A 16,919-nucleotide genomic window follows, 5' to 3' on the forward strand; every position below is an offset into this window, starting at 1 on the left:
CCGCAAACGCGACGGCCGCCTCACAAGAGGCGGCCGTTGTTGTTTCAGCCTCAGCTGTTGTTGTGATCGACCTTGATGGTCGGATCGCTGCCGGCAATCAGGTTGTGCAGGTTGGCGCTCGCCCAGTTGTTGCCTTCCAGTTTGATCGTCACGTCCGGCGTGGCCGCAGCGGCATCGCCCGAGTTGAATTTGCCCGCCGAGCTGACTTGCAGCGACGACGTGCCATCCACTGTGGTGATTTTCAGGAAGTTGTCGATCGTGCTGCCGGTCTCGCCCTGCAGCAGGTCGCGCAGGTCGATGCGGTCGCCTTCGCTGGCTTTGAAATCCTTGATCACATCGCTACCGGTGTCGCCCGATTTCCAGACGAAGGTGTCGCCACCGGAACCGCCAATCAGGATGTCATTGCCCTGACCGCCGATCAGCGTGTCGTTGCCGGTGCCGCCGAGCAGGATGTCATTGCCTTTGCCGCCGTCGAGCAGGTCGTTGCCGCCCGAGCCGAACAGGATGTCATTGCCCGCGCCACCCAGCAGCGTGTCGTTGCCATCGTGCGCGCCGGACACATCGAACGCCTGATAGTGCTCGGTGATGTACTGGTGCACGTTGCTGGTGGTGACTTTGCTGACGTCGACGCCGGTTTCTTTGGCGACGAACGCCTGCATCGCCTGGTAACCCTCGCCGGCAATGCCGTTGAAGCTGACCAGATCGCCGAACAGGATGTCGTTGCCTTCGCCACCGTTGACGGTGTCGTTACCCGGCATCGTCGCTTCGGTATGGCCGATGATCGAGTTGGCCAGATCCTTCGGATCGATGTTGGTTTGCGGCGTTTTGTCCGAATCATACGGCTTGAGGTCGTTGAGGCTGACGTCGTTGTTCAGACCAATGGCTTCGACGCTCGACAATCCGCTCAACAAAGCGAAGCCGCTGGTCGAATTGCTGGTCGTCGACGAGTTGGTGCTGTTGCCGGTACCCGCGAGGTTCGACAATTCATAAGTACCGTCGCCCTGCGCATGAATCGTGCCCAGGGTTTCGCTGCTCCAGCCCCACCACGAGTTGTAGGTTTGCAGCACAACGCTGCCAGCACTGTTGATGGTCAGGTAGTGCGAGTTGTCGATGTAGGTGCTGAACGTGTCGCCCTGCTTGTAGTTGCTGGCGTTCACCACGCTGTCGAGTTTCACGTTGCCATACAGCGTCGGGTTGGTCTGCTCGCCGGTCTGGTAGTAAGTCGGCTGGCCGTCGGTGATGAAGTACGTGAGGTTCTTCGCCCCGGTGTTGGCCACTGCGTCGGCACTCTGGAACCAGTTGGCCGTGGTCTTGAACACGTCCTCGTAGTTGGTACCGCCGCCAGAGCCCATCGAGTTGAGTACGGCTTTGAGCATCGTCAGCGCGTTCGGATCGTTGAGATTCACCGACACCGATTTGTTGACCTGGGTATCGAAGTCCACCAGGAAGATGTTCACCGTGCCCGAGTTGCTGCCGCCAAGGCTTTGCTTGAGGCTGTTGAACACCGAGGTCAGCGAGTCTTTCGCGGCGTTCAGCGACGAAGTGCTCATGCTGCCCGAGCTGTCGACCATGAACGCGATGTTGTAGTTGGTGCCCGGCACCACGGTCAGGCCGCCGATGTCAGCGACGATGATGTCGTTGGCGTCGGTGCCGATGACGTTGTCATCACCCGAGGTGGCGGTGACCGCGTTGTACACCGCAGGCACTACCGTGACCGGAATGGTCGCGGTGCTGCTTGCCGAGCCGCCGACCTGTTCGGTGGACGTCGAGGTCACGGTCAGGTTGAACTGGCCGTTGTAGTAGGTCGGCGGAGTCACGGTCAGAGAACCGAGGTTCCAGCCGGTGACGTTGGCTTCGCCATTGCTCGCGGTAACGGTGAAAGTATGGCCCGCGCCATCGCTGAGCACCGAACCGACCGGTGCGCCGCTGATCTTCACGCTCAGGGTTTCCGAGCCGTCGGTGTCGGTCAGCGCGGTGCTGATTGCCGACAGTTTCACCGTGGTGCCTTCAGCGCCGGTGTTGAGCTTGTAGCCGTCGTAATAACCTTCGCCGTTGGTGCCGTGCAGATCGGAGACGGTCACGCCCGAGTTGATCAGGTCCTGCACACCGGTGTAGATCGGCACGCCGGCGTTGCTCAGATCGATTGGCGTGCCGCCGTTGACCGACAGGTTGACGTCGTAGCTGCCCGGGCCGCTCTGGTTGTGGTGGTAGATGTCGAGGGTGTAATAACCGCTGGTGGTCGGGGTGAACGAACCATTGATCGCACCGCCCGCGCCCCAGGTACCCGACGCCACGTTCTTTCCACCGATGGTGATCAGCAGGCTGTCATCGGCCACGCCGCTGAAGCTGTAGGTCTTGCCGGCTTCCAGGTAGATCAGGCCAGAGGTCTTCGACGCCGTACCGGCGGCGACACTGCCGTCAGACTGCACGTTGGTGACGTTGGCGCTGGAGTTCGGTTTGCCGGCGGCGTCGATCACGTTTTTCAGGGTGGTCGAATTCGCTCCGCTGCCGTCAGTGCCCAGACCCGACAGACCGGTCCAGACTTCCTTGATCAGGCCAGTGGATTTAACGCTGTTATCGGCCACGGCCACGGTCGGCGCATCCGCCACTGGCGTGATGTCGATCTTCACTGTGCCGGTGCTGCCCAGCGCTTGGCCATCGGTAGGCTGGAACTTGATCTGCGCGTAGTCCGCCTGATTGTTGCCCAGGCCGGTGCCGCCGTAACCGTTGGTGCCCGACTCGTTGGCATCCGGCAGGAAACGCAGCTTGCCGGCGTCGATGTCGGCCTTGCTGAAGGTCTGGTTGTTGGCAACATCCTTCCAGGTCGAGCCGTCCAGATACTGCAGTTTGCCCTCGCCCGGCAGCTGCGTGATCTTGATACCGAGGCTGCTCGCCGGACTATCGACATCGCTGACGCCAAAGGTCGACCAGCCGAGTACCAGCGGCGTGTCTTCGGTGCCGGTGACATTGTTTGGCGCAGCGACCGGTGCATCGTTGACCGCCACCACGTTGACCGTGGTCGTCGCGGTGTTGGAGTAATTGCCGCCATCAGTCACCGTCACGGTGATGACGCGCGGCACGGTGCTCGGGTTTTCGCTGCTGTTGGTGAAGCTGATGTTCTTGATGGCCTGCATGTAGTCGGCCAGGGTCGCGTTACCCGAGAGGGTCAGGGTCACCGTGCCGTTGGTGCTGTTGGCATTGATGGTGATGCCGTTGACGCTGTTGCCCAGATTCAGCGCATCGCCGTCCTGACGGTTGGTCAGTACCACAGTGGCGCCGGTCAGCATCGTGCTGTCCGGGTCGGTGATGCTGATGTCGGTGTCAGCGATCGACACGCCGGCGCCCGGGGTGTTCTCGGTGAACGTCACCTTGTAATCGGCACCGGTCGCACCGCTGGAGTTGTTGGCGTCCAGATCGAGCACCGGTGGCGCATCGTTGTCGATGATCGAGGTGCTGACGCTGCCATTGGTGCTGCTGACCGCGAGGTTCTCGAAGTTGCCGCCGGTAGCCGAATCGATCTTGACCACGAAGTTCTCGGTGCCTTCGGTGATCTTGTCATCGAGGGTGGCGACGTTGAACTGCGCGCTGCTGGCGCCCGCCGGGATCTTCACGGTGTACACACCGGTGAAGTCCGAACCGTCGGCAGCAGTGCCGCTGTAGACGATTTTCAGGGTCACTTCGGTCTGCGCCGGGTGATTGAGGCTGACGGTGTAGCTGGCGGTCTGGCCTTCGGTCACCGAGCTGCTGCCAGTGATGCTGACGGTGGTGGTGTCGACGGTGTCGGTGACGCTGGTCACCGCTGGCGTGGTGCTCGATACCAGTTTTTCGAAGTTGCCACCGGTGGCGCTGCTGATGGTCGCCTGCACGGTGCCGGCGTCTTTGTAGACGTCGTCAGCTGGCGCTGGAACGTTCACGGTGCCGGTGGTTTCGCCCGCTTTGATGGTGATCACGGCACCGTTCGACAGGGTCACGGTCACTGGCGAGCCAGCGGCGTTGGTCAGGGTCGCGGTGTAAGTGATCTGGCCACCTTCGGCCACGGAACCGGTCGCGCTGAGCGACAGGTTGGTGGTGTCGACGGTGTCGGTCACGGTGGTGCTGACCGGAGTCTTGTCGGCGACGAGGTTTTCGAAGTTGCCGCCGCTGACGTTGGTAATCGAGTTGGTCAGCGGCGCGTTGCCGGTCAGCGCATCGTTCGGTGCGACGGCAGTTACGGTGCCGGTAGTCTGGCCGACCGCGATGGTGATGTTCTGGCCGTTGGCCAAAGTGACCACCACTGGCGAACCGGTGACTGGCGCGCCGACGGTCGCGGTGTAGACGACGTTGCCGCCTTCTGCCGCTGTGGCGGTTGCGCTCAGTTTTACGGTGGTGGTGTCGATGGTGTCGGTGACGCTGGTCACGGCTGGCGTGGTGCTCGGTACCAGGTTTTCGAAGTTGCCACCGGTAGCGCTAGTGATCGTTGCCTGGACGGAACCGGCGTCTTTGTAGACGTCATCGGACGGGGCCGGAACGGTTGCGGTGCCGGTGGTTTCGCCAGCCTTGATGGTGATCACAGCGCCGTTCGACAAGGTCACGGTCACTGGCGAACCAGCGGCGTTGGTCAGGGTCGCGGTGTAGGTGATCTGGCCACCTTCGGCCACCGAGTTGGTGGCGCTGAGCGACAGATTTGTAGTGTCGGTAACGTCGGTGACAGAAGTCGAAACCGGAGTTTTGTCGGCGACTAGATCTTCGAAGTTGCCGCCGGTTACGCCAGTGATCGAGTTGGTGATCGGAGCGTTGCCAGTCAGCGCATCGTTCGCAGCAACAGCGGTTGCGGTGCCAGTGGTCTGGCCGACGCCGATGGTGATGGTCTGGCCGTTGGCCAGAGTCACGACGACAGGCGAACCGGTTACCGGCGCGCCGACGGTGGCGGTGTAAGTCACGGTGCCGCCTTCAGCCACCGAAGTATCGGCGGTCAGTTTGACGGTCGACGTGTCGATGGTGTCAGTGACTGTCGTCACCGCTGGAGCAGTGCTCGGAACGAGGTTCTCGAAATTGCCGCCGGTGGCACTGGTGATCGTCGCCTGCACGGAGCCGGCGTCTTTGTAGACGTCATCGGACGGTGCAGGAACGGTTGCGGTGCCGGTGGTTTCGCCTGCTTTGATAGTGATCACGGCGCCATTCGACAAGGTCACGGTCACTGGCGAGCCAGCGGCGTTGGTCAGGGTCGCGGTGTACGTAATCTGGCCACCTTCCGCCACCGAATTGCTGGCGCTCAAGGACAGATTTGTAGTGTCGGTAACGTCCGTGACAGAAGTTGAAACTGGAGTTTTGTCTGCAACCAGATCTTCGAAATTGCCGCCGCTCACGCCAGTGATCGAGTTGATGATCGGAGCATTACCAGCCAACGCATCGTTCGCAGCAACAGCAGTTGCAGTGCCAGTAGTCTGGCCGACGCCGATGGTGATGGTCTGGCCGTTGGCCAGAGTCACAACCACAGGCGAACCAGTAACAGGCGCACCGACCGTGGCGGTGTAAGTCACGGTGCCGCCTTCAGCCACCGAAGTATCGGCGGTCAGTTTGACGGTCGACGTGTCGATGGTGTCAGTGACTGTCGTCACCGCTGGAGCAGTGCTCGGAACGAGGTTCTCGAAGTTGCCACCGGTAGCGCTGGTGATCGTCGCCTGCACAGAGCCGGCATCTTTGTAGACGTCATCAGACGGTGCAGGAACGGTCACATTACCGCTGGTTTCACCAGCCTTGATGGTGATCACTGCACCGTTCGACAAGGTCACGGTCACTGGCGAGCCAGCGGCGTTGGTCAGCGTAGCGGTGTAAACGATCGAGCCACCTTCGGCCACGGAACCGGTCGCACTCAGCGACAGGTTGGTGGTGTCGGTAATGTCCGTGACAGAAGTCGAAACTGGAGTTTTGTCCGCCACCAGATTTTCGAAGTTGCCACCGGTTACGCCAGTGATCGAGTTGATGATCGGAGCATTACCAGCCAACGCATCGTTCGCAGCAACAGCAGTTGCAGTGCCAGTAGTCTGGCCGACGCCGATGGTGATGGTCTGGCCGTTGGCCAGAGTCACAACCACAGGCGAACCAGTAACAGGCGCACCGACCGTGGCGGTGTAAGTCACGGTGCCGCCTTCAGCCACCGAAGTATCGGCGGTCAGTTTGACGGTCGACGTGTCGATGGTGTCAGTGACTGTCGTCACCGCCGGAGCAGTGCTCGGAACGAGGTTCTCGAAGTTGCCACCGGTAGCGCTGGTGATCGTCGCCTGCACAGAGCCGGCATCTTTGTAGACGTCATCAGACGGTGCAGGAACGGTCACATTACCGCTGGTTTCACCAGCCTTGATGGTGATCACTGCACCGTTCGACAAGGTCACGGTCACTGGCGAGCCAGCGGCGTTGGTCAGCGTAGCGGTGTAAACGATCGAGCCACCTTCGGCCACGGAACCGGTCGCACTCAGCGACAGGTTGGTGGTGTCGGTAATGTCCGTGACAGAAGTCGAAACTGGAGTTTTGTCCGCCACCAGATTTTCGAAGTTGCCACCGGTTACGCCAGTGATCGAGTTGGTGATCGGAGCGTTGCCAGTCAGCGCATCGTTCGCAGCAACAGCGGTTGCAGTGCCAGTAGTCTGGCCGACGCCGATGGTGATGGTCTGGCCGTTGGCCAGAGTCACAACCACAGGCGAACCAGTAACAGGCGCACCGACCGTGGCGGTGTAAGTCACGGTGCCGCCTTCAGCCACCGAAGTATCGGCGGTCAGTTTGACGGTCGACGTGTCGATGGTGTCAGTGACTGTCGTCACGGCCGGAGCAGTGCTCGGAACGAGGTTCTCGAAGTTGCCACCGGTAGCGCTGGTGATCGTCGCCTGCACAGAGCCGGCATCTTTGTAGACGTCATCAGACGGTGCAGGAACGGTCACATTACCGCTGGTTTCACCAGCCTTGATGGTGATCACTGCACCGTTCGACAAGGTCACGGTCACTGGCGAGCCAGCGGCGTTGGTCAGCGTAGCGGTGTAAACGATCGAGCCACCTTCGGCCACGGAACCGGTCGCACTCAGCGACAGGTTGGTGGTGTCGGTAACGTCCGTGACAGAAGTCGAAACTGGAGTTTTGTCCGCCACCAGATTTTCGAAGTTGCCACCGGTTACGCCAGTGATCGAGTTGGTGATCGGAGCGTTGCCAGTCAGCGCATCGTTCGCAGCAACAGCGGTTGCAGTGCCAGTAGTCTGGCCAATGCCGATGGTGATGGTCTGACCGTTGGCCAGAGTCACGACCACAGGCGAGCCGGTGACCGGAGCACTCACAGTGGCGGTGTAAGTCACGGTGCCGCCTTCAGCCACCGATGTATCGGCGGTCAGTTTGACTGTCGAGGTATCGATGGTGTCAGTGACAGTCGTCACGGCCGGAGCAGTGCTCGGTACCAGGTTCTCGAAGTTGCCACCGGTAGCGCTGGTGATCGTCGCCTGCACAGAGCCGGCATCTTTGTAGACGTCATCAGACGGTGCAGGAACGGTCACATTACCGCTGGTTTCACCAGCCTTGATGGTGATCACTGCACCGTTCGACAAGGCCACGGTCACTGGCGAGCCAGCGGCGTTGGTCAGCGTAGCGGTGTAAACGATCGAGCCACCTTCAGCCACAGAACCGGTCGCCGAGAGCGACAGGTTGGTGGTGTCGGTAACGTCCGTGACAGAAGTCGAAACTGGAGTTTTGTCTGCAACCAGATCTTCGAAATTGCCGCCAGTTACGCCTGTGATCGAGTTGGTGATCGGGGCGTTGCCGGTCAGCGCATCGTTCGCAGCAACAGCGGTTGCGGTGCCAGTGGTCTGGCCGACGCCGATGGTGATGGTCTGACCGTTGGCCAGAGTTACCACAACTGGAGAGCCGGTAACCGGAGCGCCGACGGTGGCGGTGTAAGTCACGGTACCGCCTTCAGCCACCGATGTATCGGCGGTCAATTTGACGGTCGACGTATCGATGGTGTCGGTGACTTGGGTGATCGCTGGCGTGGTACTCGGAACCAGGTTTTCGAAGTTGCCGCCGGCGGTGTTAGTGATCGTCGCCTGGACGGAGCCGGCATCTTTGTAGACGTCATCGGACGGGGCCGGAACGGTTGCGGTGCCGGTGGTTTCGCCAGCCTTGATGGTGATCACGGCGCCATTCGACAGCGTCACGGTTACAGGCGAGCCTGCGGCATTGGTCAGGGTCGCGGTGTAGGTGATCTGGCCACCTTCCGCCACCGAATTGCTGGCGCTCAAGGACAGATTTGTAGTGTCGGTAACGTCGGTGACAGAAGTCGAAACCGGAGTTTTGTCGGCGACTAGATCTTCGAAGTTGCCGCCGGTTACGCCAGTGATCGAGTTGGTGATCGGAGCGTTGCCAGTCAGCGCATCGTTCGCAGCAACAGCGGTTGCGGTGCCAGTAGTCTGGCCGACGCCGATGGTGATGGTCTGACCGTTGGCCAGAGTTACCACAACTGGAGAGCCGGTAACCGGAGCGCCGACGGTGGCGGTGTAAGTCACGGTGCCGCCTTCAGCCACCGAAGTATCAGCCGTCAGTTTGACGGTCGAAGTATCGATGGTGTCAGTGACCTGAGTGATCGCTGGAGTGGTGCTCGGCACGAGATTTTCGAAGTTACCACCGGTGGCACTGGTGATCGTCGCCTGGACGGAACCGGCGTCTTTGTAGACGTCATCGGACGGTGCCGCAACGGTTGCGGTGCCGGTGGTTTCACCAGCCTTGATGGTGATCACTGCACCGTTCGACAAAGTCACGGTCACTGGCGAGCCAGCGGCGTTGGTCAAGGTCGCGGTGTAGGTGATCTGGCCACCTTCCGCCACCGAATTGCTGGCGCTGAGCGAGAGACTCGTGGTGTCGGTAACGTCGGTAACAGAAGTCGAAACTGGAGTTTTGTCCGCAACCAGATCTTCGAAATTGCCGCCGGTCACGCCAGTGATCGAGTTGGTGATCGGAGCATTACTGGCCAACGCATCGTTCGCAGCAACAGCGGTTGCGGTGCCAGTAGTCTGGCCGACGCCGATGGTGATGGTCTGGCCGTTAGCCAATGTCACGACGACAGGAGAACCGGTAACTGGCGCACCGACGGTGGCGGTGTAAGTCACGGTGCCGCCTTCAGCCACCGATGTATCGGCGGTCAATTTGACGGTCGACGTATCGATGGTGTCGGTGACTGTCGTCACGGCCGGAGCAGTGCTCGGTACCAGGTTCTCGAAGTTACCGCCGGTAGCGCTTGTGATCGTCGCCTGCACCGAACCGGCATCTTTGTAGACGTCATCGGACGGTGCCGGAACGGTCACATTACCGCTGGTTTCGCCAGCCTTGATGGTGATCACAGCACCGTTCGACAGGGTCACGGTCACTGGCGAGCCAGCGGCGTTGGTCAGCGTAGCGGTGTAAACGATCGAGCCACCTTCGGCCACGGAACCGGTCGCACTCAGCGACAGGTTGGTGGTGTCGGTAACGTCCGTGACAGAAGTCGAAACTGGAGTTTTGTCCGCAACCAGATCTTCGAAATTGCCGCCGGTCACGCCAGTGATCGAGTTGGTGATCGGAGCATTACTGGCCAACGCATCGTTCGCAGCAACAGCGGTTGCGGTGCCAGTAGTCTGGCCGACGCCGATGGTGATGGTCTGGCCGTTAGCCAATGTCACGACGACAGGAGAACCGGTAACTGGCGCACCGACGGTGGCGGTGTAAGTCACGGTACCGCCTTCAGCCACCGATGTATCGGCGGTCAATTTGACGGTCGAGGTATCGATGGTGTCGGTGACAGTCGTCACGGCCGGAGCTGTGCTCGGTACCAGATTCTCGAAGTTGCCACCGGTGGCGCTAGTGATCGTCGCCTGCACAGAACCGGCGTCTTTGTAGACGTCGTCGGACGGTGCAGGAACGGTCACATTACCGCTGGTTTCGCCAGCCTTGATGGTGATCACAGCACCGTTCGACAGGGTCACGGTCACTGGCGAGCCAGCGGCGTTGGTCAGCGTAGCGGTGTAAACGATCGAGCCACCTTCAGCCACAGAACCGGTCGCCGAGAGCGACAGGTTGGTGGTGTCGGTAACGTCCGTGACTGAAGTCGAAACTGGAGTTTTGTCCGCCACCAGATCTTCGAAGTTGCCGCCGGTCACGCCAGTGATCGAGTTGGTGATCGGAGCATTACCGGCCAACGCATCGTTCGCAGCAACAGCGGTTGCGGTGCCGGTAGTCTGGCCGACGCCGATGGTGATGGTCTGACCGTTGGCCAGAGTCACGACCACAGGCGAGCCGGTGACTGGCGCGCCGACGGTGGCGGTGTAAGTCACGGTGCCGCCTTCAGCCACCGAAGTATCGGCGGTCAGTTTGACCGTCGAAGTGTCGATGGTATCGGTGACATTCGTCACCGCTGGAACCGCGCTTGGCACCAGGTTCTCGAAGTTGCCGCCGGTCGCACCCTCGATGGTCACTTCGACTTTGCCGGCATCTTTATAGACGTCATCTTTAGGTGCGTCGACGGTCACGGTGCCGGTGGTTTTGCCTGCATCAATAGTGATCGTGGCGCCGTTCGACAGGGTCACGGTCACCGGTGTGCCGGCCGGGTTGGTCAGGGTTGCGGTGTAAGTGATCTGGCCGCCTTCGGCTACCGAATCGCTGGCGGTCAGGTTCAGGTTGGTGGTGTCGGTGGTGTCGGAAACCACGGTGTCTGCGGACTTGCCGTCGACCACCAGTTTTTCGTAATTGCCACCCGTGGCGCCATCAATGGTCACGCTCAGCGAGCTGCCGCCCGCCAATGGGCTGTTCGGCGCGACGTAGTTGACGCTGCCGGTGGTTTCGCCAACGGCGATGGTGATGGTCTGGCCGTTGGACAGGCTGACGGTGACCGGCGAACCGGTCACTGGCGCGCCCACGGTCGCGGTGTAGACCACGGTTTCGCCTTCGGCGACGTTCGCAGTGGCGCTCAGCGACACGGTGGTGGTGTCGATGGTGTCGTTGACCGTGGTCACCGCCGGCGCTGTGCTGGTGACGAGGTTTTCGAAGTTGCCGCCGGTTGCGCTCTGGATGGTCGCTTCAACGCTGCCGGCGTCTTTGTAGACGTCATCTTTCGGTGCATCGACGGTCACGGTGCCGGTGGATTTGCCGGCCTCGATGAGGATTGTCGCACCGTTCGACAGGGTCACGGTGACCGGTGTGCCGGCGGCGTTGCTCAGGGTTGCGGTGTAGGTAATCTGGCCGCCTTCGTTCACCGCGCCGGTCGCGCTGAGCGACAGGTTGGTGGTGTCGACGGTGTCGGTCACGGTGGTGCTGACCGGGGTCTGGTCGGCGACAAGATTTTCGAAATTACCGCCGCTGACGTTGGTGATCGAGTTGGTCAGCGGCGCGTGGCCGGCGAGGACGTCGTTCGGCGCGGTGGTGCTCACGCTGCCGCTGGTTTTGCCGACTTCGATAGTGATGTTCTGACCATTGGCCAGGGTGACGACCACAGGCGAACCGGTGACCGGCGCGCCGACGGTGGCGGTGTAGGTGACGGTGCCACCTTCGGCCGCGGTTTCGGTGGCGGTCAGCTTGACCGTCGAGGTGTCGACGGTGTCGGTGACATCAGTGACCGCTGGCGTGGTGCTTGGCACCAGGTTTTCGAAGTTGCCGCCGGTGGCGTCCTTGATCGTGACTTCAACTTTGCCAGCGTCTTTATAGACGTCGTCGGCAGGTGCCGGAACGGTGACGGTGCCGGTGGATTTGCCGGCCTCGATGGTGATCACCGCGCCGTTGCTCAGATTCACGGTCACCGGGGTACCGGCCGGGTTGCTCAGGGTCGCGGTGTAGACAATCGAACCGCCCTCGGCCACGGAGCCGGTCGCGGACAGCGACAGGTTGGTGGTGTCGGCGACGTCGGTTACCGAGGTCACCGCCGGGGTTTGGTCGGCGACGAGATTTTCGTAATTGCCACCGCTGGCGCCGTCGATTTTCACACTCAGGGTGTTGCCGCCGGCCTGTGCATCGTTCGGCGCGGTGAAGTTGACGCTGGCGCTGCTGGCGCCGACCGGAATGGTGATGGTCTGGCCGTTGGACAGGGTCACCAGCACTGGCGAACCGGCGACCGGGGCGGTCACGGACGCGGTGTATACAACCACGCCGCCTTCTACCGCGCTGGCGCTGGCGGTCAGCGCAACGGTGCTGTTGTCGATGGTGTCGGTGACATCAGTTACCGCAGGCGTCTTGTCGATCACCAGATTTTCAAAGTTGCCGCCGCTGGTCTTGGTGATGCTCGCATCGACCTTGCCGGCGTCCTTGTACACATCATCGCCAGGCGCGGCGACGGTCGCAGTGCCAGTGCTCGCACCCTTGGCAATGTTGATCACCGCGCCGTTGCTCAGGGTCACGCTCATGGCGGTGCCGGCCGGATTGCTCAGGGTGGCGGTGTAGACGATCGAGCCGCCCTCGGCAACGCTGCCGGTGGCGCTCAGGCTGATGTTGGTGGTGTCGACGGCGTCGGTGACTTTGGTCACCACAGCCGAACGGTCGGCCTCGACTCGCTCGAAATTGCCGCCGCTGTGGCTGGCGATCGCCGTCCGCACGTTGCTGCCATCGATGTACGGGGTGTTGGCGGGCGCCGGGAAATTCACCGAGCCGCTGGTAGCACCGGCCGCGATGTTGATCACCGCGCCGTTGGCCAGGGTCACCGTCATCGCAGTGCCGGCCGGGTTGCTCAGGGTCGCGGTGTAGGTGATCTGGCCACCTTCGCTGACGGTATCGCTGGCGGTCAGGGTCAGTGCGGTTGTGTCGACGGTGTCGTTGACCGTGGTGCTGACCGGAGTCTTGCTGACGTCGAGTTTCTCGAAGTTGCCACCGCTGGCGTCGGTCATGGTTACGGTGAGCTTGCTGACGTCCTTGTAGACGTCATCGCTCGGTGCGGCAATCGTCACCGAACCGCTGGTCTTGCCGGCTTCGATGGTGATGGTCTGGCCGTTGCTCAGGTTGACGGTTACCGGCGTCTGCGCGGCGTTGGTCAACGTTGCGGTGTAAGTGATCGAAGAGCCTTCGAGCACATAGCTTTCTGCGCTGAGGGTCAGGTGCGTGGTGTTGACCGTGTCGGCGACGTTGGTCACCGCAGGCGTAGTGCTCGGCACCAGGTTTTCGAAGTTGCCGCCGGTGGCGTCCTTGATGGTGACTTCGACTTTGCCGGCGTCTTTGTAGACGTCATCGGCAGGTGCCGGAACGGTCACGGTGCCGGTGGTCTTGCCAGCTTCAATGGTGATGACCGAACCGTTGCTCAGATTGACGGCGACCGGCGTACCGGCCGGGTTGCTCAGCGTCGCGGTGTAGGTGATCTGCCCGCCTTCGTTGACGTTGCCGGTGGCAGTCAGCGCGACGCTGGTGGTGTCGACGGTGTCGGTGACAGTGGTGCTGACCGGGGTCTTGTCGGCGACCAGATTCTCGTAGTTGCCGCCGCTGACGTTGGTGATCGAGTTGGTCAGCGGTGCGTGACCGATCTGCACGTCATTCGATACCGGGGCGGTGACGCTGCCGGTGGTCTGGCCGACGGCGATGGTGATGTTCTGGCCGTTGGCCGGGGTCACGACTACTGGCGAGCCGGTGACGGGCGCGCCGACAGTGGCGGTGTAGGTGACGGTGCCGCCTTCAGCGACCGAGGTGTCGGCGGTCAATTTGACCGTCGAGGTATCGATGGTGTCGGTGACTTGAGTGACCGCTGGCGTGGTACTCGGAACGAGGTTCTCGAAGTCGCCGCCGGTGGCGCTGGTGATGGTGGCCTGCACGGAGCCGGCGTCTTTGTAGACGTCGTCGAACGGAGCCGGGAAGCTCACATTACCGCTGGTTTCGCCTGCCTTGATGGTGATGACGGCGCCGTTCGACAAGGTCACGGTCACTGGCGAGCCAGCAGCATTGGTCAAGGTTGCGGTGTAAGTGATCTGGCCGCCTTCAGCCACGGAAGCGGTCGCGCTCAGCGACAGATTGGTGGTGTCGGCCACGTCGGTGACGGTGGTCGAAACTGGAGTTTTGTCCGCCACCAGATCTTCGTAGTTGCCACCGCTTACGCCAGTGATCGAGTTGGTCAGCGGAGCGTTGCCGGTCAAGGCATCGTTCGGTGCGGTGTAGGTGATGGAGCCGGTGGTCTGGCCGACGGCGATGGTGATGTTCTGACCATTGGCCAACGTCACGACCACAGGCGAGCCGGTGACTGGCGCGCCGACGGTGGCGGTGTAAGTCACGGTGCCGCCTTCGGCAACCGAGGTGTCTGCGGTCAGCTTCACCGTCGAGGTATCGACGGTGTCAGTGATTTCGGTCACAGCTGGAGTAGTGTTCGGCACCAGATTTTCGAAGTTGCCGCCGGTGGCGTCCTTGATGCTGACTTCGACCTGGCCGGCGTCTTTGTAGACGTCATCGGCCGGCGCTGGAACGCTAACGGTGCCCGTGGTTTTGCCGGCATCAATGGTGATCACCGAGCCGTTGCTCAGGGTCACGGTTACCGGGGTGCCGGCCGGATTCGTCAGCGTGGCGGTGTAGGTGATCTGGCCACCCTCGGCCACAGAACCGGTGGCGCTGAGGCTCAGGCCAGTGTCATCCACCGAGTCGGTAATCGTGGTCACCGCTGGCGTGTTGCTTGGCACCAGGTTTTCAAAGTTGCCGCCGGTAGCGCCAGTAATGGTGGTGCTGACGGTGCTGCCATTGTTGTAGACGTCGTTGGCCGCAGTCGGCACGTTGACGGTGCCGACGGTTTCGCCAGCCGCGATGGTGATGGTCGAGCCGTTGGACAGCGTGACGGTAACCGGCGTCTGCGCTGGATTAGTCAGCGTGGCGGTGTAAGTGATCTGACCGCCTTCAACGATGTTGTTGGTCGCGGTGAGAGTCAGGCCGGTGTCATCAACCGAATCAGTGATCGTGGTAACGGCTGGCGTGGTGTTTGGCACCAGATTTTCGAAATTGCCACCGGTAGCGCCAGTGATCGTGGTGCTGACGGTGCTGCCATTGTTGTAGACGTCGTTGGCCGCAGTCGGCACGTTGACGGTGCCCACGGTTTCGCCAGCCGCGATGGTGATGGTCGAGCCGTTGGACAGCGTGACGGTAACCGGCGTCTGCGCTGGATTAGTCAGCGTGGCGGTGTAAGTGATCTGACCGCCTTCAACGATGTTGTTGGTCGCGGTCAGGGTCAGGCCGGTGTTATCAACCGAATCAGTGATGGTGGTAACGGCTGGCGTCGGATTCGGCACCAGATTTTCGAAATTGCCACCGGTAGCGCCGGTGATCGTGGTCGTAACGGTGCTGCCATTGTTGTACACGTCGTTGGCCGCAGTCGGCACGTTCACGGTGCCAACGCTTTCGCCCGCAGCAATGGTGATGGTCGAACCGTTCGACAGAGTGACGGTTACCGGTGTTTGTGCCGGGTTGGTCAGGGTCGCGGTGTAGGTGATCTGTCCGCCTTCAACGACGTTGTTGGTCGCGGTCAGGGTCAGGCCGGTGTTGTCGACAGAATCGGTGATCGTGGTGACCGCAGGCGTGTTGCTTGGCACCAGGTTTTCGAAATTGCCACCGGTAGCGCCAGTGATCGTGGTGCTGACGGTGCTGCCATTGTTGTAAACGTCATTGGCCGCCGTCGGCACGTTGACGGTGCCGACGGTTTCGCCAGCCGCGATGGTGATGGTCGAACCGTTGGACAGAGTGACGGTTACCGGCGTCTGCGCTGGATTAGTCAGCGTCGCGGTGTAGGTGATCTGGCCGCCTTCGACGATGTTGTTGGTCGCGGTCAGCGTGAGGCCGGTGTTATCAACCGAGTCTGTGATGGTCGTAACGGCTGGTGTCGGGTTCGGCACCAGATTTTCGAAGTTGCCGCCGGTAGCCCCGGTGATCGTGGTCGTAACGGTGCTGCCATTGTTGTAAACGTCATTGGCTGGGGTCGGCACGTTGACGGTGCCGGTAGTCTGGCCAGCGCCAATGGTAATGGTCGAGCCGTTCGACAGTGTGACGGTTACCGGTGTCTGCGCCGGGTTGGTCAAAGTCGCCGTATAGGTAATCTGACCGCCTTCGGTCACGCTCGAACCAGCCGTCAACGTGACGGTAGTGGTATCGACGGTGTCGGTCACTTGCGTGGTCGCCGGGACAGTCGGCGGGGTCACGGTGATGCCGTTGCCGCCGCTGGTGCCAGTGACGGTCACGTCGATCTGGGTCGGGTCGTTGTAGACCGTGTCGTTCGGCGCCAGCGGCACGTTGACGGTGCCGGTGGTGGCGCCGGCGGGAATGACGATGACTGCGCCGTTGGACAGGGTGATAGTCAGGTCGGTCAGCGGCGCCTGGGTCAGGGTCGCGGTGTACACCAGCACGCCGCCGGCTTCGGTGATGGTCGGCGTGGCGCTGAGGCTCAGGGTCGAGTCACGCAGTGCGTTGGTGGTGGTGTCGGTGGTCAGGCCGCCCGTGGTGTCCTGCGCGACTTGCCCGGCAGAATTGATGCCCGCCGTGGGGAAGCCAATGGTCGGATCGACGCGGCCAGCGGTGGCGTCGAGCATGACGAAGCTGTGACCGCCGCCGGCAGCACCACCGGTACCTGCGGCGGTCGGGCCGGCCGCGGTGGACTCGAGTGCGGTGGTCGGGTCGACACCGGCGGCGATGGCTTGCTGCAGTTCTTCTACAGAAGGCGCAGCCTGCGCCGTGGCTTCGGCCAGGTCAGTGCTGGAGTCAGGCGAGCTGGCGCTCCACTGAGTGTCACGGCCCAGATCGAGCATGCGGCCATCGGCCAGTTCCAGCGACACCGCGCCGGACAGACCGGTATCGATCTGGTCGCCGACATACAGGCGATCGCCTTCAACGAGTACGCGACGCACGCCCTCTGGGGACACCACGAAAACCTGACCGACAATGCTTTTGACGACGGCAACAACACTGCTCATTGAAGACTCTCCGGGGTGTCACATTCAGTT

1 protein-coding gene is annotated in these 16,919 nt (G+C 61.7%); it reads right to left on the minus strand.

Annotation, left to right across the window (positions count from 1 at the left end):
- Positions 1 to 50: 50 nt before the first annotated feature.
- Positions 51 to 16,889: a LapA family giant adhesin gene (locus AB4O12_RS22355; RefSeq protein ID WP_460059747.1), complete on the minus strand. Its 16,839-nt coding sequence runs from the start codon at positions 16,887 to 16,889 to the stop codon at positions 51 to 53.
- Positions 16,890 to 16,919 lie beyond the last annotated feature (30 nt).

Source organism: Pseudomonas sp. S2_A05 (assembly GCF_054668485.1).

Coding starts and splice junctions, on each gene's coding strand:
- AB4O12_RS22355 (WP_460059747.1), bottom strand. CDS start 16,889: ATGAGCAGTGTTGTTGCCGTCGTCAAAAGCATTGTCGGTCAGGTTTTC.